At 69.5% G+C, this 20,271-nt stretch carries 19 protein-coding genes, 1 other RNA gene and 2 pseudogenes; 7 read left to right on the forward strand and 15 right to left on the reverse strand.

Annotation, left to right across the window (positions count from 1 at the left end; all coding sequences use genetic code 11):
• Positions 1–25: 25 nt before the first annotated feature.
• The 9 genes and pseudogenes from AC3RJ8_RS11820 to AC3RJ8_RS11860 form a co-directional block, all read right to left on the reverse strand.
• Complete coding sequence (locus AC3RJ8_RS11820; RefSeq protein ID WP_489712811.1) at positions 26–1,756, reverse strand: BCCT family transporter; 1,731 nt, start codon at positions 1,754–1,756, stop codon at positions 26–28.
• Positions 1,757–1,880: 124 nt separating this feature from the next.
• Positions 1,881–4,427: an ATP-dependent helicase HrpB gene (gene hrpB / locus AC3RJ8_RS11825; RefSeq protein ID WP_489712812.1), complete on the reverse strand. Its 2,547-nt coding sequence runs from the start codon at positions 4,425–4,427 to the stop codon at positions 1,881–1,883.
• A gap of 92 nt (positions 4,428–4,519) precedes the next feature.
• Positions 4,520–4,886, reverse strand: a transfer-messenger RNA (tmRNA) gene (gene ssrA / locus AC3RJ8_RS11830).
• Positions 4,887–4,998: 112 nt separating this feature from the next.
• On the reverse strand, positions 4,999–5,499 hold the full coding sequence (gene smpB / locus AC3RJ8_RS11835) for an SsrA-binding protein SmpB (protein WP_407318530.1): 501 nt from the start codon (positions 5,497–5,499) through the stop codon (positions 4,999–5,001).
• 125 nt (positions 5,500–5,624) lie between these two features.
• Complete coding sequence (locus AC3RJ8_RS11840) at positions 5,625–7,154, reverse strand: peptidoglycan DD-metalloendopeptidase family protein (RefSeq protein ID WP_489712813.1); 1,530 nt, start codon at positions 7,152–7,154, stop codon at positions 5,625–5,627.
• A gap of 4 nt (positions 7,155–7,158) precedes the next feature.
• Entirely contained in the window at positions 7,159–8,070 is a 912-nt protein-coding gene (ftsX, locus tag AC3RJ8_RS11845) for a permease-like cell division protein FtsX (protein ID WP_489712814.1), read from the reverse strand.
• A gap of 321 nt (positions 8,071–8,391) precedes the next feature.
• A pseudogene (ftsE, locus tag AC3RJ8_RS11850) lies at positions 8,392–9,069 on the reverse strand (cell division ATP-binding protein FtsE); the annotation flags it as partial.
• Between the two features lie 248 nt (positions 9,070–9,317).
• A complete protein-coding gene (gene prfB / locus AC3RJ8_RS11855) occupies positions 9,318–10,427 on the reverse strand; it encodes a peptide chain release factor 2 (protein ID WP_489712815.1) in 1,110 nt (369 codons plus the stop codon).
• Positions 10,428–10,449: 22 nt separating this feature from the next.
• The gene (locus AC3RJ8_RS11860; RefSeq protein WP_489712816.1) at positions 10,450–10,815 is read right to left on the reverse strand and encodes an ankyrin repeat domain-containing protein; all 366 of its coding nucleotides are present in this window, start codon (positions 10,813–10,815) and stop codon (positions 10,450–10,452) included.
• A gap of 160 nt (positions 10,816–10,975) precedes the next feature.
• Here AC3RJ8_RS11860 and AC3RJ8_RS11865 point away from each other — a divergent pair, with 160 nt between their 5' ends.
• From AC3RJ8_RS11865 to AC3RJ8_RS11880, 4 genes are all read left to right on the forward strand, one after another.
• Complete coding sequence (locus tag AC3RJ8_RS11865; protein ID WP_489712817.1) at positions 10,976–11,257, forward strand: hypothetical protein; 282 nt, start codon at positions 10,976–10,978, stop codon at positions 11,255–11,257.
• Positions 11,254–11,439, forward strand: coding sequence for a hypothetical protein (locus AC3RJ8_RS11870; protein WP_489712818.1), 186 nt, complete (start codon positions 11,254–11,256; stop codon positions 11,437–11,439). Before AC3RJ8_RS11865 ends, AC3RJ8_RS11870 begins: the two co-directional genes overlap by 4 nt.
• A gap of 325 nt (positions 11,440–11,764) precedes the next feature.
• On the forward strand, positions 11,765–12,463 hold the full coding sequence (locus AC3RJ8_RS11875) for a toll/interleukin-1 receptor domain-containing protein (protein WP_489712819.1): 699 nt from the start codon (positions 11,765–11,767) through the stop codon (positions 12,461–12,463).
• 76 nt (positions 12,464–12,539) lie between these two features.
• Complete coding sequence (locus tag AC3RJ8_RS11880) at positions 12,540–13,151, forward strand: hypothetical protein (RefSeq protein ID WP_489712820.1); 612 nt, start codon at positions 12,540–12,542, stop codon at positions 13,149–13,151.
• Here AC3RJ8_RS11880 and AC3RJ8_RS11885 read toward each other — a convergent pair.
• The 4 genes and pseudogenes from AC3RJ8_RS11885 to AC3RJ8_RS11900 all read right to left on the reverse strand — a co-directional run.
• On the reverse strand, positions 13,120–14,436 hold the full coding sequence (locus AC3RJ8_RS11885) for an ISL3 family transposase (RefSeq protein WP_489712821.1): 1,317 nt from the start codon (positions 14,434–14,436) through the stop codon (positions 13,120–13,122). The two genes, AC3RJ8_RS11880 and AC3RJ8_RS11885, sit on opposite strands and share 32 nt — an antisense overlap.
• 236 nt (positions 14,437–14,672) lie before the next feature.
• Entirely contained in the window at positions 14,673–16,241 is a 1,569-nt protein-coding gene (locus AC3RJ8_RS11890) for an SIR2 family protein (RefSeq protein ID WP_489712822.1), read from the reverse strand.
• A 124-nt stretch (positions 16,242–16,365) separates the two neighbouring features.
• The gene (locus AC3RJ8_RS11895) at positions 16,366–16,770 is read right to left on the reverse strand and encodes a hypothetical protein (RefSeq protein ID WP_489715670.1); all 405 of its coding nucleotides are present in this window, start codon (positions 16,768–16,770) and stop codon (positions 16,366–16,368) included.
• Positions 16,771–17,036: 266 nt separating this feature from the next.
• Positions 17,037–17,423, reverse strand: a pseudogene (locus AC3RJ8_RS11900) (recombinase family protein); the annotation flags it as partial.
• A 78-nt stretch (positions 17,424–17,501) separates the two neighbouring features.
• On the opposite strand from AC3RJ8_RS11900, the gene AC3RJ8_RS11905 reads away from it, so the two are divergent.
• Positions 17,502–17,819, forward strand: coding sequence for a transposase (locus AC3RJ8_RS11905; protein WP_489712823.1), 318 nt, complete (start codon positions 17,502–17,504; stop codon positions 17,817–17,819).
• A complete protein-coding gene (locus AC3RJ8_RS11910; RefSeq protein WP_489712824.1) occupies positions 17,816–18,763 on the forward strand; it encodes a transposase in 948 nt (315 codons plus the stop codon). Before AC3RJ8_RS11905 ends, AC3RJ8_RS11910 begins: the two co-directional genes overlap by 4 nt.
• A 210-nt stretch (positions 18,764–18,973) precedes the next feature.
• Here AC3RJ8_RS11910 and AC3RJ8_RS11915 read toward each other — a convergent pair whose 3' ends face one another.
• Both AC3RJ8_RS11915 and AC3RJ8_RS11920 read right to left on the reverse strand, forming a co-directional pair.
• Entirely contained in the window at positions 18,974–19,294 is a 321-nt protein-coding gene (locus tag AC3RJ8_RS11915) for an ArsR/SmtB family transcription factor (RefSeq protein ID WP_489712825.1), read from the reverse strand.
• A complete protein-coding gene (locus AC3RJ8_RS11920; protein ID WP_489712826.1) occupies positions 19,291–19,761 on the reverse strand; it encodes an SRPBCC domain-containing protein in 471 nt (156 codons plus the stop codon). The genes AC3RJ8_RS11915 and AC3RJ8_RS11920 overlap by 4 nt, the downstream gene beginning before the upstream one ends.
• A 70-nt stretch (positions 19,762–19,831) precedes the next feature.
• On the opposite strand from AC3RJ8_RS11920, the gene AC3RJ8_RS11925 reads away from it, so the two are divergent.
• Positions 19,832–20,209, forward strand: coding sequence for a VOC family protein (locus tag AC3RJ8_RS11925; protein ID WP_489712827.1), 378 nt, complete (start codon positions 19,832–19,834; stop codon positions 20,207–20,209).
• Positions 20,210–20,271: the final 62 nt, after the last annotated feature.

Below are 20,271 nucleotides of genomic sequence, written 5' to 3' on the forward strand. Positions count from 1 at the left end.
GCGAATTGGGTAGGCCCCCTGACAATCAGACCCGGTCGGTGCCGTCGTCCGCGTTGTCGCCGTCCTCGACCGGCACGAGGGGCTCTTCGCTGCCCTCCCGCGCGCGCCCCTGCCCGGCGACCTTCGGGCGCCCGCGCATCGCCCGGTCCCGCTTGGCGAGCACGCCAGCGAACTGTGCCTCGATCGCCGCCCGTCGCTCCGTGGACAACGCCTTGATCATCGAGAAGATCATGAGGAACACGAGGACGAAGATCGGCAGCCCGATCACCGTGATGACCTGCTGGAGCGCGGCGAGGCCGTCGGCGTTGGTCACGCCGCCGAGGATGATCAGCGATGCGGCCAGCGCCCCCTCGCTCACCCCCCAGAAGACCCGCTGACGGGTCGGCCCGGCGTCCGGTGTGCCGGCGCAGAGCATGTCCACCACCAGCGACGCCGAGTCCGAGGACGTGGCGAAGAACAGGGCGACCACCACCACGGCGATGCCGGAGATCAGCGTCGCGGCCGGGAACTGCTCGAAGAACGTGAACATGGCCAGCGCCACGTCCACCTCGACCGCCTCGGAGATGATCCCGCCGTCCCCGCCGATCCCGTCGAGCTGCATCGCCGACCAGCCGAACACGACGAACCACACGATCGTGAACAGCGTCGGCGCGAGGAGCACGCCCGCGACGAACTGGCGGATCGTGCGCCCTTTGGAGATGCGCGCGAGGAACACGCCCATGAACGGTGCCCAGGTGACCGTCCAGGCCCAGTAGAAGACCGTCCAGTCACCCTGCCAACCCCAGCCGCCGTCCTTGGTGAAGGGCGACATCGCGTCGTTCCAGAACGCCAACCCTGTCAGGTCCTGCAGGTAGACGCCGATGCTCTGCGGGACCTGACGCAGCAGGAACACGGTGTCGCCGCTGATGAGGATGAAGATCATCAGACCGACAGCCATGAGGATGTTGATGTTCGACAGCCGTTTCACGCCCTTGTCGAGGCCCGCGACGATCGACGCCACGGCGACGGCCGTCAGTACCGTGATGATGCCGACCTGCAGCCACGTGCTGTTGTCGACCTCCGGCAACAGGTGGTTGATGCCGGCCCCGATCTGGGACGTGCCCAGGCCGAGCGACACCGCCAGGCCGAAGAGCGTGCCGAGAACCGCGAAGATGTCGATCGTCCGGCCGATCGGCCCGTGGATCCGCTCCTTGAGGAAGGGGTAGAACACGGAGCTGACGCGCAGCGGGAGGTCGTGCCGGTAGACGAAGTACCCGAAGGCGAGGCCGGGCAGCGTGAAGATCGTCCAGGTGTGCAGGCCCAGGTCGTACAGCGAGACCGACATGGCGTCCTCGGCCGCCTCCGCCGAGTACGGCTCCACCCCGGCGAACGGTGGCGTCCCGAAGTGGGAGATGGGCTCGGCCACGCCCCAGAACATCAGCACCGTTCCGATCCCGCCGGCGAACAGCATCGCGAACCACGAGAGGTTGCCGTACTCCGGCTTCGCGTCGTCGGGCCCGAGCCGCAGGTGGCCGTAGCGGCTCAGCGCCACCCACGCGAGGAAGACGAGCCAGACCGTCACGCCCAGGATGAAGAACCAGCCGAGATTGGTGACGATCCACTCGCGGCCGTTGCCGAAGGCATTGCGGATCGGCGTCGGGAAGATCATGAGGACCACGAGGAACAGCACCATGAGTGCCGCGGAGACGAAGAAGATGATCGGGTCGGTCCGGAGACCCAGCCGCCTCGCGACGACGTCGAGCTTTCCCTCGGCCATGGCTACCACTCCCCTGTGACGGTCATCACGTCCACCCTGAGGGTGCAGAAGTCGATAGTCCAGCACCTGGCCGTTCCCCGCGCGTCGGGAGGCGGAAGGAGCGGCGTCCCGACGCGCTGCGAGGTCAGCCGCGCGAGGCCCTCTTGGTCCGCGTCGTCGCGCTGGCGGCTGCGGGATCCTCGGGCCACGGGTGCTTGGGATAGCGCCCGCGCAGCTCGGACCGCACCTGCGGGTACCCCGTGCTCCAGAACCCGGCGAGGTCCGCGGTCACCGCGGCGGGCCGCTGCGCCGGGGAAAGCAGTTCCAGGACCAGCGGCACGCGCCCGTCGGCCAGGGCGGGCGCACCCTGCCAGCCGAAGACCTCCTGGATCCGCGCGGCCAGCGTGGGCCGGTCCGGGTCGGAGTAGTCCACGCGCAGCGCCGAGCCGGTGGGGACGGTGACGCGTTCGGGGGCGAGGACGTCGAGCCGGGACGCCTCGGGCCACGGGAGCAGCCTGCGCAGCGCCGTCGTCGTGTCCACGCGGCGCAGGTCCCGACCGGTCCGCACCCGGTCGAGGTCCGGCCCGAGCCAGGCGGGCACGTGATCCTCCAGCGCCTCGTCGGACACGTCCGGCCACGGCTCGCCGAGCGCTGCGTGGAGGAAGGCGAGCCGGCGCCGCAACGAGACCGCTGCCGGGGGCCAGGGCACCAGGTCGAGCCCTTCCGCGCGCAGGCCCTGCTGGACGGCCGCCGCCACCAGCTCGGACGGCGGGCTGGACAAGGGCTTCGCCGACAGCTCGATCGCCCCCAGCCGCACGACGCGGCGTGACACCAGACGGCCGTCCCGCCAGGCGACGTCGTCGACCGTCCTCAGCAGGCTCGCGCCCGCCTCGCGGGCGGTGGCCTCGTCGATCGGGACCGCCGACCGGACGAGTGCGTCGGGCTGCCCGGGCGACCGGGTCGCCTCCGCGACGGCGAGCCATTCGCTGCCCGCCAGCGCACCCCCGGGCAGGCGCGCCCCCGCTCCCCCCGCCATGAGGTACCGGTCGGCCCCCGGCCGCTTGCGGGCGATGCGGTCGGGATGGGCCAACGCCGTCACGATCCCGACGGCAAGGTCCAGGCTGACCCCGTGCGAACCGGCCGACGTGCCGGCCCGGTCGTCACGACGCGGGCTCCCGTCCCGTCGCGCGACGACCCGCTCCCAGCGATCCGCCTCGCGCCGCCACGGGTTGCTCCGCCCCGGCGCGGAGCGCTGGCGGCGCAACGCGGCCGCCAGGTCGACGTCGCTCGGGCCGCCGTCGGCCGCGAGCAGCGCGACCGTCTCCGCGGCGACCCGCGGACCGACCGCCTCGGCGCCGTCGAGCAGAGCGCGCGCCAGCCGCGGGTCGGTCCCGACCGCGGCGATGGCCCGGCCCCGCGCGGTGACGACGCCGTCGGCCGTCACGGCGCCGAGCTCAGCGAGGACGGCGTCCGCAGCGGCCGCCGCGGCGGGCGGCGGCGCGTCCAGCAGCGCGAGCCCCTTCCCGCCCGGCGCGCCCCACACCGCGAGCTCGAGCATCGGACCGGTCAGGTCGGCGGTCTGGATCTCGGGACGCGGGTGGGGTTCCAGCCGGGCGTGCTCGGCCTCGGACCAGCACCGGTACACGGTGCCGGAGCCCTGACGCCCGGCACGTCCGGCGCGCTGCTCGGCCGCGGCCTGGCTCACGCTGCGGGTGACGAGCCCCGCCAGTCCCCGGTGGTGGTCGGTGCGGGGCTCACGCACCAGGCCGGCGTCCACCACGACGCGCACTCCCGGGACGGTGAGCGAGGACTCCGCCACCGCCGTGGAGACGATGACCCGCCGGCCGGACGTCGTCTGCAGCGCGCGGTCCTGCTCCGCCCCCGGGAGGCGACCGTGGAGGGGCAGCACGTCGACCCGGGGGAAGGCCGCGCGGGCGAGACGCACCACGTCGTCGACCTCCCGGGCGCCGGGGAGGAAGACCAGGACGTCCCCGGCCTGCTCCTGCAGCGCCCGTCCCAGGACGTCGGTGACATGGCCGAGGAACTCACGGCTCGTGCCCCCGGGCGTCAGGCGCGGTGCGGTGCGCGGCGCCGGGCACCACACCGTCGAGACCGGGTGCAGCGCACCGGGCACGGTGACGACGGAGGCGTCCTCCCCGAGCAGCGCGGCGACCCGCCCCGCCTCGACCGTGGCGGACATGGCCACGACAGCGAGGTCCTCACGGAGCGCCGCACGCGCCTCGACCAGCATGGCGAGCAGGAGATCGCCGTCGACCTGACGCTCGTGGACCTCGTCGAGCACGACGGCCCGGACCCCGGGGAGCTCCGGGTCGTGCTGCAGGCGGCGCAGCAGGGTGCCCGCGGTGACGAACTCCACGAGGGTCTCCGGGCCGGACTGCCGGTCCCCGCGCACCGCGAAACCAGCCGTGCGCCCCACCGGCTCGCCGAGGAGCCCGGCGAGCCGGCGAGCACCGGCGCGGGCGGCGATCCGGCGCGGTTGGGTGACGACGACGCGACCACCCTGGGCGACCGCGAGCGCAGGAGGGACCAGGGTCGTCTTGCCGCTGCCGGGCGGGGACTGCAGCACCGCGGCACCCGAGGCGCGGACCGCGGCGGACAGCTCGGCGAGGCCGCCGGCAACCGGCAGCGCCGGCGGGGCGGCGAGAAGATCAGCGAGCACGGCCAGGGTCATGGGCTCCAGTGTGCCGTGCCCGGCCAGGGACGCAGACAAGGCCCGGACTCCTGCCGGCGAGTCTGCTGGCAGGAGTCCGGGCCTTGGGCACGGGGTGGAGCTGCCGGGAATCGAACCCGGGTCCGGTGACGCTGTTCCAGGACTTCTCCGGGCGCAGTCTGCTGCGCTTTTCTCAGCCCCCACACTCACGCAGACAAGGTGTGGACGGGCTCAGCCGTCTGAGAGTCCCCGCAGCCCCGACGACGAGGGCTACGAGCAGTGGCTCTCTAGATGACGTGAGCTACCGGGTCGAGAGCAATCCCGGGCTCACGGACTTCGAGGCTCGCTCAGGCGGCGAGGGCGAAGTCGGTGCGCTTGTTATCGGCACCTATAGGTTTGCAGGCATCGTTCACGAGATGAGCCTGCCTCCTCGGCCCGCTTCTCCTGGAATCACGACCACCGTCGAAACCGATCAGCCCCTGTGGTGTTGTCAAGCGCCGGCCCGCAGGCCGACGGTCTCACTGTAGTGCACCAACGACACCGTGCGCACGGATATTCCGGCCCGCAGGACCGGCGGCGCGCGCCGGTCCTGTCAGCTGAGGAGCTCCTTCTGGCGGATCGCCCGCTGGGCCTCGCGCATGTCCTGCTTCTCCCGCAGCGTCTGGCGCTTGTCGTACTCCTTCTTGCCTCGGGCCAGGGCGATCTCCACCTTGGCCCGGCCGTCCAGGAAGTACAGCCGCAGCGGCACGATGGTGTGCCCCTTCTCCCGCGACTTCACACCGAGGCGGTCGATCTCGTCGCGGTGCAGCAGGAGCTTGCGCTTGCGCTTGGGCGTGTGGTTGTTCCACGTGCCCTGGAAGTACTCGGGGATGTGGACGTTCTCCAGCCAGGCCTCGTCGTGGTCGATCGCGACGTAGCCGTCCACGAGCGAGGCGCGGCCCATGCGCAGCGCCTTGACCTCCGTGCCGGACAGGACGATCCCGGCCTCGAAGACGTCCTCGATCACGAAGTCGTGGCGTGCCCTCTTGTTGTTCGCCACGACCTGGCGCGGGTCGTCCGCCTTCTTCTTGGCGCCCTTGGCCTTGTTGGACACGGCTCCCCCTCCCTGGTCGCGATACCGCAGCGTCCCAGGATACGCGGCCGACGACGGCGATCCAGGCCTTTTCTGCGCTCGGCGATCAGCGCGCCAGGCGATCAGCTCGTCAGGCGATCAGCGGGTCAGTTGAGCCAGCCGCCCATCGGGTCGACGGTGCTGCCGTTCACGTACACCTCGAAGTGCAGGTGGCACGCCGTCGAGCTGCCGGTGGTCCCGGAGTACCCGATGATCTCGCCCTTGTCGACCTTCTCCCCCACGCTCACCACGTCGCGCGACAGGTGCAGGTAGCGGGACATGACGCTGTCGCCCTGGTGCCGGCCGTGGTTGACGAGCACGTTGTTGCCCGGGCCGCTGCCGTAGTAGGCCTGCTCCACGTACCCGCTCTGGGCCGCGTAGATAGGTGTGCCGCAGTACGAACGGATGTCGGTGCCCGCGTGCAGCCGCCACGCGTTGTAGAGCGGGTGGAAGCGCTGGCCGTACGAGCTGGTGACCACGTGGTAGTTCGTGGGCCAGCCGAGGAACGGGCCGGAGGAACCTCCGCCGCCGGAGCCGCCGCCACCACCGCCGGAACCGGAACCACCGCCTCCGCCGCCGGACCCGCCTCCGCCGGACCCGCCTCCGCCGGAGCCACCACCGCCGGACCCGCCGCCACCGGAGCCGCCGCCCGAGCCGCCCTTCTCGGACTCCTTCTGCTCGGCACGGCGTTCGGCCTCTCGCTCGGCCTGCCGCTTCGCCTCGGCTTCCCGCTGGCGGCGCTCCTCGGCCTCGCGGCGCTTGCGCTCCTCCTCGAGGCGACGGTCGCGCTCCTCCTGCTTGACGATGATCTGCTGGATCTCGTCCTCGAGGGTCGCCCGCTGCGCCTCGTTCTCCTCGAGCTCCGCGACGGTCTCGTCGCGCTGCTCCTCGATCGAGGCCTTGAGCCGCTTCTGCTCCTCGATGAGCTGTTCGACCTCGGCCTTGCGGTCCGCGGCGTCCTGCTCCGCCTGCTCGGCGACCACGACGTTGGCGTCGGCCTCCGCCTTGAGGTCGGCGATGGTCTCGCGGATCGCGACGAGGCGGGCCTCCTGGTTGCGCGCCACCGTCTGCGCCTCCTGCAGCTCGGCGACGGCCCGTGACTGGCTGCGCGCTGCGGAGGAGTTGACGGACATGTCCTCGAGGAACTCGCGCGTCGACTGCGCGCCGGTGACGAGGCCCAGCGCACTGACGTCGTCGCCTCGTCGATACGCCTCGCGGGCCATCGCCACGACGTCGGACCGGGCCTCCTCGGACTGCCCCTCGCCCGCCGCGATCTCCTCCGAGATCCGCGTCTCCTCGTCCTCGGCGTCGGCGAGGCGCTGCGCGAGGACCTCGGCCTTGCGCCGCGCCTCGGCGAGGGCGGCCTGGGCCTCGGCCAGCTCGGCCTGGGCCACGGGCAGTCGCGCCTCGACCGTGTTGAGGTCGAGCACGGCCTGGGCGAACTCGGCGTTGGTGTCCTCCAGGGCGAGCTCGAGGTCTTCGCGCTCGGCGTCCTTCTCGCGCTTCTCCTGCTCGGCGGCGGCACGCTGGTCGTCGATCTCGTCGGCGAGCGCCGGTGCCGACGGCCCCAGGACGAGCAGGCCGACGACGGCGGCGCCGATGATCCGGCGCAGGCGGGAGGCGGGACGCGGGGTCATGGGATCACACCCTCGTGTAGCGGTGCAGGGTGACGACGGAGGACACGACGGCGAGGGCGACGGCGACGCCGAGCAGCAGCGGGGCGATGGCCAGCACGTCAGCGGTCGTGACGTAGTTGACCCAGTCGACCGACTCGGCGAGCCAGTCGACCACCAGGTACTGCACGGCGAGCCACAGCCCGCCCACGGCCAGCACGGCGCCCACGAGTGCGGCGATGGCCCCCTCCAGCATGAAGGGCAGCTGCACGAAGAGGTTCGACGCACCCACGAGACGCATGATGCCTGTTTCTCGCCGTCTCGACACGGCGGAGAGCCTGATCGTGGTGGTGATCAGCAGTGCCGCAGCCAGCAGCATGACCGCGGCCAGGCCCACCGCGACCAGGGACGCGCGGTTGAGCGCGAGGAAGAGCGGCTCGAAGGCCGCGCGCTGGTCCTCGACCACCTCGACGCCGTCGCGACCGCCGAGGACGTCGTCGACGACCTGGTACTGCTCGGGGTCGGCGAGCTGGAGCCGGTAGGACGCCTGCATGTCGTCCTCGGTGAGCTGCGTGCCCTGGTACCCGTCCGGGTAGCGGGCGGAGAAGGCCTCGAACGCCTCCGCCTGGGACTCGAAGTAGGTGGTCGACACGACGTCGTCCAGCTCGGTGGCGATCGCCTCCTCGACCGCGGTGATCTGGTCCTCGGTGGCCTCTCCCTCGGCGCAGGTGGGGACCGTGGAGCCGTCGGGGCACAGGAAGACGGACACCTCGACCAGGTCGTACCAGTCCCCCTTGAGCTTGGTCACCTGCGTCTGCAGCAGAGCGGCCGCGCCGACGAAGGTCAGGGACACGAACGTCACCAGGACGACGGAGACCACCATGGTGGCGTTGCGCCGCAGGCCCTGGAGGACCTCGACGAGGATGAACTGCAGACGCACCGCTCAGACCTCCTCGGCGCCGGCGCGGGACATCGCGCGGCGCGACCGGGTCAGCCGGTCCTCGAGCGGCTCGGGTTCGGCGGGCGCCTCGGCCGGCGCGGTGCCGACGGGGTCCTCGGCCAGGGGGGCGACGGCGTCGTGCGCGTCCTCCTCGAACGCCCCGTGCCCGACGGCGGCCTCGGCGGCCTCCTCCGCGGCCACGTCGCCCGGCTCGGGCTGGACGACGATGCGCGGCGTCGCCGTCCCACGCCGAGGGACGCCACGGCCGGGAGCGTCGAGCACCGGTGCCGGCCCGACGAGCGGCAGGATGTCCTCTCGGCGCCCGTAGACCGCGTCGGCCTCGTCCCGCACGACGTGCCCGGTGGAGAGCTCGACGACGCGACGGCGCATCTCGTTGACGATCTCGTCGTCGTGCGTCGCCATCACCACGGTGGTGCCGGTGCTGTTGATGCGATCGAGCAGTCGCATGATGCCGAGCGACGTCGTCGGGTCGAGGTTGCCGGTGGGCTCGTCGGCGAGCAGGATCTGCGGCCGGTTCACGAACGCGCGGGCGATCGCGACGCGCTGCTGCTCGCCGCCGGACAGCTCGTGGGGGCGGCGCTTCTCCTTGCCGTCGAGGCCGACCCATTCGAGCACCTCCGGCACGGTGGTGCGGATCGTGTGCCGCGGCCGGCCGATGACCTGCAGCGCGAAGGCGACGTTCTCGTAGACGTTCTTGTTGGGCAGCAGCCGGAAGTCCTGGAAGACCATGCCGATGCCGCGCCGCAGCGACGGCACCTTCCATGCCGAGAGCCGGGTCAGGTCGCGGCCGGCGACGTACACCCGACCGCCGGTGGGCCGCTCCTCGCGCAGCACGAGCCGCAGGAACGTGGACTTGCCCGAACCGGAGGCGCCCACGAGGAACACGAACTCACCGCGCTCGACGTCGACGGAGACGTCGTCGAGCGCGGGTCGCGCCCCCCGGGCGTAGACCTTCGAGACGTTCTCGAACCGGATCACTGCGTGCCCCTCCCCCGCGCGGACGCCGCTGTCTGCGGCGCTCGCCTGATCGAGAGTCGCACGACGCCTCGGGTGGGCCGTCGGACGACACGCCGGTGTGTCGCGGGTCGACCTGTTGCTCGGCGCAACTACGACAAAAGGCTGAAACCCGCCAAACACCAAGGTAGCGCCCATTCCAGCGAGGTAGCGCAGCCTGGCCCGAGGTAGCGCACGACGGCGCGAGGTAGCGCGAGGTCGTCGCGCTCGGGTCAGCTCTCGCCGCCCGAACGACGCCAGCGGATGCCGGCCTCGATGAACTCGTCGATCGCGCCGTCGAACACGTTCTGAGTGTTGCCCGACTCGTGCTCGGTGCGCAGGTCCTTGACCATCTGGTACGGGTGCAGCACGTAGGAGCGCATCTGGTCGCCCCAGGACGCCTTGATGTCTCCGGCCATCTCCTTCTTCTGCGCCGCCTCCTCGGCCTGACGGATCAGCAGGAGGCGCGACTGCATGACGCGCAGCGCGGCGGCGCGGTTCTGGATCTGCGACTTCTCGTTCTGCATCGACACGACCGTCCCCGTGGGGATGTGCGTCATGCGCACCGCGGAGTCCGTGGTGTTCACCGACTGGCCGCCCGGGCCCGAGGAGCGGAAGACGTCGATCTTGAGCTCGTTGTCCGGGATCTCGATGGAATCCGTCTGCTCGATGAGCGGGATCACCTCGACCGCGGCGAACGACGTCTGCCGGCGGCCCTGGTTGTCGAAGGGCGAGATGCGCACCAGGCGATGCGTTCCGGCCTCGACCGAGAGGTGGCCGAACGCGTAGGGCGCATCCACCTCGAACGTCGCGGACTTCAGGCCCGCCTCCTCGGCGTAGGAGGTGTCCATCACCTTGGTGGGATAGCCGTGGCGCTCGGCCCAGCGCAGGTACATGCGCATCAGCATCTCGGCGAAGTCCGCGGCGTCGACGCCGCCGGCGCCGGCGCGGATCGTCACGACGGCGGCACGCGCGTCGTACTCACCGTTGAGGAGGGTGCGGACCTCGAGCGAGCGGAGGTCCTTGCGGATCGTGGCCAGCTCGGCCTCGGCCTCCTCCAGGGAGTCGGCGTCCTCCATCTCGTTGCCCAGCTCGACCAGCGTTTCGACGTCGTCGATCCGGCTGGCGAACCGCTTGACCCGCTCGAGCTCGCTCTGCGCGTGGGAGAGCGCGGAGGTGACCTTCTGCGCGTTGTCCTGGTCGTCCCACAGGTCCGGCGAGGCCGCCTGGTCGGACAGCATCTCGATCCGCTCCTGCAGCTCCGCAGGGTCGCTCACCGACTCGATGGTCTTGAGGGTGGAGCGGAGCGCCTTGATCTCGGCGGGAAAGTCGATGGTGGCCACGATGTTCAAGCCTACCTGTCGCTCAGGAGGCTCCCGGCAGCACCCTGCCGAACATCGCGGCCGTCGCGCGGGCGCTCGGCTCGCCCGCCTCGGGATCGGCGCCGGCCGCGACCAGCACCTCGATCACCGCGAGCTCACCCTTGAAGACCGCGCCCGCCAGGGGCGACTGACCGCGGGCGTTCAGGCGGTTCACGTCCGCACCACGGTCGGCCAGACCGCGGACGAGCGTGGCGTGGCCGTGGTACGCGGCCAGCATGAGCAACGTGTTGCCCTGGGCGTCCGCGTGGTCGGCCGGGACGCCGGCGTCGACGAACTCCAGCAGCAGGCCTTCGCCCGCGCGGGCGAGGTCGAACATCTGGTCCAGGTCCACGGGCAGCTTGTCGTTCATGGTGGCCAGTATCGCGCGGGGGGCGTCGCGTGGGCCCCGCGGCGGCGGACGAGGCCCGCTTCGCCGTCTCCGGACACGCCGGGGCGACTCACTCCAGCGCAAGGTCGCCGCGCTGCTCGACCAGCTGAAGGCACTCAACGAGGTCGAGTACGCACCCAAGATGCCGGAGGCCCACAACGACGGCGAGGTCGTCACCTTCCGGGAGGGCCGCCTAGCGACGCTGACCCGGTCGGCAACGCTGCACGAGATCCGCGAGGCAGTGCTGCGGTACACCGCCGCCAACGACCGTCTGCCGGCAACCGCCCATGACGTGAGCACCCACGCGGGCCGGATGCGCCTCGGCGGCCTGTACGCCTGGGAGCAGGTGTCCGGCGAGCAGGTGCCCGCGACCGCCCGGGAGTACGTCGCAGCGGTCCGTCCGGAGCCGGTGGCAGTCGAGTGACCGACCAGCCTCACACTGCCTACCTCGACCTGACCGGCGCGCTGGACCTCGCTGGGCAGGTCGAGCGGATGCTCGCCGCGCTACCGCCCGACAACACCGACGCAGCAGACGTCAACACCCGTGCGCTGCTGAGGGCCTATGCACGGGGCGTGCGAGACGCCGTCGCAGCGTTGCAGCAGTAACGGAGAGACCACGCGGAACCATAGTCGCGCTAGACGCCCGGCACGGGCATGAGAACCTGTTGGGCCTCTCCACCCATCCGGTCCTGGCATTCAGCCCGCGCCTAGAGGTTCAGACATCCAAGTCCTTCTCCACGGCTCCGTTGGGCGGCCGATGTATACGGCCAGCGGGTCACGGGGCCCGCTCAGATCCGTACCGTCCTCTTGGTTCGTTCCTGCAACTTGGCGGCTGCCGTCCACGCGGGCCTGGCGTGACCAACAGCGAGCATGCGGGTGAAATCGGCTCATTCTCGGGAGAGTGTCAGGGGTCTCCTCTAGCATCGCCTCCGTGTCTCAATGTACAGCGCCCGTCTACGGCCACCGTTCCTCAGCAGCTGCCGCCAACTGCCCCGCGTGTCGTGGGCGGTCATCTCGGTCTTCCTCGTACGCCTACTACGAGCCCCGAAGGTCCTACCGGCCAGTTGGCGCTGGCGGTCCGAGCAGCGGGTCCTCGGGTGGTTCGCGGTCGCGACGCACGCGACAAGGGAAGTCCGTCTCGTTCTCCCCGTCCGAGTGGCGCTCGGTAGAGCCGTTCGCACGCGAGGCCGAGAAGCAGGCACATAAGCACCCCGAGAAGCGCGACCTCTTCCTTTGCCATGCCTGGGATGACCGCCAGGATGCCGCAACCGATCTTTACAACCACCTCAAGTCGAACGGCGCAAGCGTCTGGTTCAGTGAGGTCGAAGTCGGACTAGGAACCTCCTTGATCCGCGAGATTGACCGAGGACTCAAGAATTCACGAATTGGACTCGTGTTGGCAACTCCCGCTCTGCTCAGGAGCCTGGATGCGCAGGGGATCGCAGACAAGGAACTCTCAGCGCTCCTCGCAACTGACCGGGTGATCCCGGTCACGCATGGCATTACGTTCGAGCAACTACGCGACGTGAGCCCGTTGCTCGCTTCGCGATCCGGAGTGAGTACGGCAGGCTCCTCCCTGGAAGAAGTCTCGGCCAAGATTGCCGCCACAGCAGCAGCGATTCCCGCCTAACCTACCCGAGGCGCGACGCCGTCAACCTGGTAGCTGCCAGCTGTCGCCCGTCTACCCCATATGCCATCCTTGACAAATGGACTCCCCGGAAGAATCGGCCGGCAAGCGGCTCGCTATGACTGCGCTCCGAGACTTCTCTCAGCCGATCCCGTATCGAGAGCGCGACCTGAGCCATCCGTCATACCGGGTGTCGATCACGCCTGACGAAGCTCCGGTGCCGGTGCTTTTGAGGCATGCGCTCAATCTCGTCGGCATCCAGCACCACGGACCTGGCGAGAAGGTGGCTTGGTGGACTCCATTTGCATACAAGGGATACCCATGCGAGCTTGCTCACCAGAAGTTCGGCCTCCGACTGCGCATCGCCGGAAATCTCTCAGAACAGCAAGCAGAGGAGATGCTGGCACAGATGCGCAAGAAGCTAGTGTCAGCAGTTCGGACGGTAGAGGATCTACTTGCTGTAACCGCAGGCGAAATACTGAACGCTGGAGACGTCACTGTTGCGAACCAGTATCGGCAGTTACGTCGTGCATATGAATACTTTCGAAAGCGAGCAACAGACCCCGACACGGTCGAAGACGTGAGCGAGTCCGGGGAGGGAGAGAACGGTAGGTGGTGGACGTTCGTTTCGGGCAAGAATGTGATGCGGTTAAACGGGCTCAACGCAGATGAGGGTGTAGCAGCGGTCTGAAGCCGCCGGCTTCGAGCAGTGATCTGGCGATGTAGTGGGTCAGGTTGCGGAAGCCGAGGGCGGAGCCGCGCAGGTTTTCGAGTCGGCCGTTGATCGCCTCCGTCGGTCCGTTGCTGGTGCCGGGCAGGTCGAAGAACGCGAGCACGTCGGCGGCACGCTTGGTCAGGGTCCGCCCGAGCGTGACGAGTTCGCTCAGCGCGGCCGGAACTCCGCGGGCCAGGGAGTCGATGACCGCGACCATCAGGGCGCGGCCGTGTGCGCGGTCGTGGTGGCGGTATGCGGTGATCATGCGCTGGTAGATGCCCCAGGTCGCCTCGACCTCCACGTGCTCGGCGATGGCGAACAGCGCCTGGATCCTGGCCGTCTGCTTGTCGGTGAGCAGCTCGGCGCCGGTGTGCAGGGTCCGCCGCGCGCGATACAAGGGGTCCTTGGCGCGGCCGCGGTGGCCGTGCAGATCGAGCTGGACCCGGCGTCGGCAGCGATCCAGGGCGTCGCCCGCCAGGCGCACGACGTGGAACGGGTCCATCACCGCGACCGCGTCGGGCAGCTCCTCAGCGGCGGCGGTCTTGAAGCCGGTGAAGCCGTCCATCGCGACGACCTCCACCGCCTGTCGCCAGGACTTGGGTCGGGCGGCCAGCCACTGCTTGAAGGCCTGCTTGGAGCGCGCCTCGACCATGTCGAGCAGCCTCGCTGGGCCGGTGCCGTCCCGGATCGGGGTCAGGTCGATGACCACCGTGACGTACTTGTCACCGCGCCGCGTGTGGCGCCATACGTGCTCGTCGACTCCGATGACGGCCACGCCGTCGAACCGGGCCTCGTCATCGATCAGCACCCGTCGGCCCTCAGCCAGGACGGCGTCGTTGACGGTGTGCCATGCCACCGCAAGGGCCTCGGCCACCCGCGCGACCGTCAGATGCTGGGTGACCAGACCCACCAGGGCCCAGCGCACCGCCGCCCGCGAGAGCTTCGCCCGCGGCTCGGCCGCCCTCGAGATGTCCTGGCGCCACACCCGACGACAGCCCGTGCAGCGGTAGCGGCGCACCCGCACCAGCAGCGTGACCGGCCGCCACCCGAACGGCTCATGCGCCAGCCACCGGGTCACCGTGCCCCGCGGCGTGCCCTCGGCCCCGCACCCGCGGCAAAACGCATCATCGGCGCGCGCCACGACCCGGCAGCACAGCGTCGCCCGGTCGGGCTCCAGCCGTTGCCCGACCACGACGAGCCCGAGCTCGTCCAGGCGCGCGAAGGTCGCAAGGTCAGGGGCAGCGAAGGTAAGTTCAGGCACGTCGAGGTCTTCCAGATGGTGAGCGTGAGAACTTCCATCCTGGGGGACCTCGACCCATCCCCGGAACCGGCTCAGCCAGCCAGCGCTACACCCTCATCTGCGTTGAGCCCGTTATCCATTAGTACCTCCCGGTACTCAGAACGCATACCCGCCCGGTGAACACAGCCAGCGGGGTCGTGCCAAACACGACGTCGGAGCGATCGTGAGCGGCCGATCACAATCTACGGCCGCAGCTACTATCGCGCCCGACCAAACCGTAACCAGTCGTACAGCAGCACGCCTTTCGCCCATTGGGTCTGCTGAAAAGGATGCCCCTCAACCCACTGGTCATCCCGATGATCCAGTAGAAAGCAGCGAAGCGCTTCCGCATTTTGTTTATCATCCGGCAGGCGCGGCGCGAACAGCAAAACGTGGTGCGGCTCCATACCCTGCGCGAGCGCATCAAAGTCCTCATACTGCGCAGCAATGGCGTCGCCTCGCGCGTGATACGACGACGGCGGCTGCCACGAGTCGGCACCCCTGGCCATACGATCCACAATCTTTTCGCTAACCTTGCTCGGATCGTTGAGATTACCGTATTCGTCAAGTAAACCTTCGGCCCGCAAGTACTTGTAGATCGGAGCCGCATGGCCCACCGGGATCGCTGGAAGGACGTCCGCAATCACGCGACCTGGCACCAAATCCCCGCCCGCAACAACGTCCTCCAAGAGATCCCGGCGAGTCTTCCCTGCATACGACTGGGTAATCTTCGCAAGAGCCCCGACACCCAAGACTACGTCGACGTCATCCAAGGTCTCCCCGGGCTCGATGTCCGCTACATAGATTCTGCGTTGCGGGTCCTGGTCGCGAACGAGCTCGTAGACGTGTTCCTTCAGATGCCGCAGGTAGCGAGCCGGGAACCTTCGTTCCAGGTCACCCAGCGCCTCGAAGACCTCCACGAAGTCCCGCACCTGGACGTGCTGGACGGGGATACTGAACCCACCCTCCACCGGCACTACGGTCGCACCCAGCCGAGATTCTGGTTCAGCGCTCGGGTTCCACTCAATGAAGACGAGACGATCCTGCAGGTCCCCGACTCGTTCCCTCGTTAGCGCCGTCGCGATTGACCGGAGAATACTGAGGACGTTCTCGTCCGACAAGGAGTACCCGATGAAGACAATCGGACGCTCGACAAAGATCGTCAGGAGCTTGGCAGCCAAGTAGGGTCGCCGCTCGGAGAATCGCTCATAGTCAGCTGTAGTCAGGATGAGAGAGTCAGGGTCTCCGTGGTCACCATGTATCTTGTAGATTTCACCCACTCCCTGAATGTCAGAGAACAGCAGGTCCTCCTCACCTACGAAGACTTTGAAATCTCCGAAGATGTGTTCCATGAGCGCGTCGTAGTTGGTCGTGATGACACCATCCACCACGGCCCTCCGCAGGAGATCTATCTCCCGCACCAGAGCGTCTTCCTTGGTGAGATCGTCCAGCTTGTTCCCGACGAAACTCGCGACCTCTGCCTTAAATGCCGAATCCTTGCCGAGCAGCTTCGCCTCCGCGTACTTGGCTCGGGATTCAGCGAACTCACCGTCCTTCCACCACCGCTCGTGGATCACGCTGGCCAACAACGAGGCGACCTCTGGGAGACGGCCATCTGCCGACGCGTAAAGGAAGTCGTAGTTCGACCCGAACTCCTTCGCGAAGTGCCGCAGCAGCCCGTCCCAGCTAGGGACACCTAGGTATCGACGCGACAGCCCCGACCCCACGAAGAGGAACGGGGCAGGGCCGACGCTGCGAAGGTGGGAGACGAGCTGATCACGTAGCACCAGTTCATCATCCCGAAATCCACCCGCTACTCCCACCCGCCACGCAGGGCAGGTCGTCAAACCACCCAAGACTCGTAGTCGCCCAGAGGCCACCGCTGAAACGCCCAGCGAGGGTCTCCGCAGTTCAGGTCTGCGCCCACTCCGCGAGCGTCTCGTCGTCCGGCGTCTCTACTGGCCCCAGGACCTCGGGGAACTTCCACGTGAATGCCAGCCGCGACGTGTCCAGCCCACGCCCGACGCGCCCCCGCCGCACCACGATGGACTCCAGCGCGTCGTCCAGCACGGCCCGCTGGTCTTCCACCGCCTCCGCAGCTGCCCAGTCCTGGCCGTAGGTCTGGGTGAGCCTGACCGGCTGCATGCTGACCACGGGCGCCTTCTGGCGGGCCTCGCGGCGCATTGCCCGCAGGGAGCCGATCTGTTCGGTGAGCCGGTCAGCCTCGTCATCGTCGTCCGTGGCCTGCAACTGCTGGCTGAGTTCCGATAGCCGGTGCTCAATCTCGGGCAGCATCGCCGCGCCGCCCTCGCGCACCTCTCCTCAACCACCGACCAACGTACCTGCTCCCCCTTCTGCCGTAGGAACTCACCCACCACGTAGTCCTCGACGTTGGAGATGGTCTGGTGGCAGCGCGGGCACGAGTACGACGAGCGCCCGTTGGTCGTCCCTCGGTGCATCCGTCGCGGCGCGCCGTCGTCGTCGCAGTGGCCGCAGAACACGAGGCCCGACAGCAGCGCCGAGGTCTTGGAGCGCATGGCCCGAGGGCGGGCACGGGCGGAGGTCTCCTTGCGGTCATCCAGGCTCTTCACCAACGCGCGCCACTCCCCCGGCGAGAGGATCGCCACGGGCTCGTCCACCACGGGCAGCCCGTCCCCGTCGCGCAGCACATCATCCCCGCGAGACTTGGTGGTGTTGCCAGGGTTGTAGGCGGTCATGCCGGCGAGGATGGGCGAGCGTAGGAGCCGCTCCACCGTCGAGTAGTTCCAACCCGTGCGCTTCCGTGTCGTCTGAGAGGCGCGCGGCAGCGGCGCTCCCACCTCGTCCAGCCACTGCACCACGGAGTACACGGTGTCTCCTCGCCGCACGCGGTCGGCCGCCTCGCGCACGTAGTCGATCCGGTCGGGGTCTCGCTCCAACACGAGCCCGGGGCCGTCCGCACGGGACACCGAACGCCAGCCATAGGGCACCGTGCCACCTGTCGCGCGTCAGACTTAGTGGCAGGGCCCGTTGCTTTCGGGCCTGACCTGTGAGGAGTCTGATCGTTCATGGCGAGACCACCAGCCGTTCCGTCTGAGGAGAAGACCAGGATCGTGTTGTCGGTCCTGGCCGGGGAGGTCACCGTCGCCGAGGCCGCCCGGCGGGCGAAGGTGTCGGAGCAGTCGGTCGGGAACTGGAAGCGGCAGTTTCTCGAGGCCGGCAGAACGGGACTGGCCGCCGGGAAGTCCGGTCCCTCGACCCGCGAGCAGCAGCTCGAGGCCGAGATCGCCGAGCTGACCCAGGCGCTCGGAGAGGCGCACCTGGAGGCCCGGGTGTGGAAGAAGTCCGCGGAGGGCCGCCTGGGCCCTTCGAGGACCTCGAGGTGATCCGCGTCGAGGCGGGCATGCCGACCACGAGGTTCTGCTCCTTGGTCGGCGTGCCCGAGCGGTCGTGGCGACGCTGGCAGGCTCGCGCCCGGGCCAGCGCGCCGGTCAAGGGCCCGTGGCCACGTCCCGCGCGAGAGGGCGTGCGAGAGGCGGCCCGCCGGCACGCGCTCGCCCATCCGGCGTGGGGGCACCGCAAGGTGTGGGCGATGGTGCGTCACGACGGGCACCGGGTCTCCCAGGCCACGGTGCTGCTGCTGCTGCGCGACGAAGGACTGATCCTGCCGGCGGCCTACCAGCGTGAACGCCGCCAGCTCGCCCAGCGGCGCAAGGCCGCGTTCGCGACCGAGCCGACCGGCCCGAACCAGGTGTGGCAGCTCGACTTTTCCGAGTTCGAGACCACGACCGGAGGCACGTGGCGGATCGCGGGCTGCCGGGACTACTGGTCCAAGTACGAGCATCCGTGGCACGTGTCCCCGACGGCGAACCAGCACGACGCGATCGCGGCGATCGAGCTCGCGCTAGCGGACTACGAGGCGATGTTCGGCAGCCCGCTGATCGGCACCTGCTCACGCGACGCCGACGGGAACGTGATCCCGGCGGTCACGATCGTGACGGACAACGGCGGCCCGTTCCGCTCGTTCCGGTTCGAGGCGTTCATCATCGCCCACCCCGAGCTGCGGCACGTGCGCACGAGGGTCAAGACCCCCGGACAGAACGGCTCACGCGAACGCGGCTTTCAGTCGTTGAAGTACGAGCGGCTCTACCTCGAGGAGGTCGACGACGTCCTGGCCCTGGTCGCCCACGCTGACGACTACCGGGCCGAGTACAACACCGTGCGCCCCCACGAGGCCATCGCCTGGAACCGGCCCCTGGAGGTCCACCTCGGCTACGCCGACCCCCTCATCCCCAACTTTCCCGAGACCCAGAATCTGCCAGCAGCTTGACGCGGGACAGCTGCCCGAGCACCTGGGACTGTCAGACCCCTGGGCGATCCGCTCTGCGAGCAACTGTCGGACAGCGGCCGGACACAGGGCCTGGAGGCCGCTTGACGCGGCAGGTGCGGACACGACCGACCGCCACTCCCACCTGGCTTCTTCGCGAGCGATCGCCTTGCGGCTACCCTCTGAGCACTCGGGCAGGCACCTTTCGCGCGCTCACGCAGACCCTTCGGCACGCTCGCGCAGCGCCTGGAGACGGCGGTCCCAGCCCGCGGCGACGGACTCGAGCTGGCCGACGACGGCGCTGAGCCTCGCGCCGACCGGCTCGTAGCGCACCTCGCGGCCGTGGCGGCGACTCTCGACGAGCCCGGCACCGGCCAGCACGTCGAGGTGCTGGGCGATCGCCTGGCGGCTGATCGGCAGCTCGGCGGCCAGCGCCGACGCGGACCGAGGCCGCTCTCCCAGCATCCGCAGGATTAGCCACCGGTTCTCGTCACCGAGCGCCGAGCAGACCTGGACGACGGTCGACGTCGTCACGCGGCACCGTCCTCGGCGTCGGCGCGGGCCAGAGCGAGCTCGGCGGCCCAGCCCTCGGTGTTCTCCTCGAGCATCGCCCGGCGGGCCGCCGCGTCCTCGTCGAGCGCGTCGAAGCCGGACTCCACGACACGCAGGCGGGTCTCGGTCGGCGACAGCGCCGTGAGGTGGAACTCGACCAGCGTGGACGCCGTCGCGTCGAGCGCGCCCCGCCGCCGCGCGCCGTCGGCCCCGCTGTACCAGCGGAAGGCGACGTACTCCTGGGGACGCTCGGACACCGTCCGCACGGCGAAGGCGCCGTGGACCGGGTCGTGCACGACCACCCGACCGTCGCCGTCGGGCTCGAGACGGTGCTCGGTCAACCGGCCGTCGTTGATCCACCAGCCCGGCTCGGTGACCAGCTCCCAGACCCTCGCGGACGGTGCGGCGATCGCGGTCTCGCGCTCGATGCGGTCGGTCGGTGACGTCATGCAACCAACCTATTGCAGAACGCGTGCAGCTGCAATACGTTGCTTGCACATCTCGAACACCGGAGGCCTCATGCCCGCACCCACGTTCCGCGGTGGAGTCAACATCGCGATGAAGATCCCCGCCGCCCGCTACGACGACACCGTCGCCTTCTACCGCGACATCCTCGGGCTCGACGTCGAGCCCGAGCCCGACACCCCCGGTGAGCAGGTGAGCCGGACGGCGCGCGTCCGCTTCGGCCCGTGCACGCTGTGGCTCGACAAGGTCGACAGCACCGCGCACCACGACCTCTGGCTCGACGTCGAGACCGACGACATCGACGCTGCGACCCAGCACCTCGCCGCCCACGGCATACCGACCCGCGACGAGCTCGAACCGCTGCCGCCACGCCACCACTGGATCGTCAACCCTGCCGGAGTGCCCCACATCCTGCGCGAGATGTCGACCTGAGGAATCCTCGATGGCGCGACGCGACGCCACGCGCGACGCTGGAATCGACAAGCTCGAGAGCG

The organism is Isoptericola sp. MSGPD8_1_ISO-PGPR-S23-394, assembly GCF_058072785.1.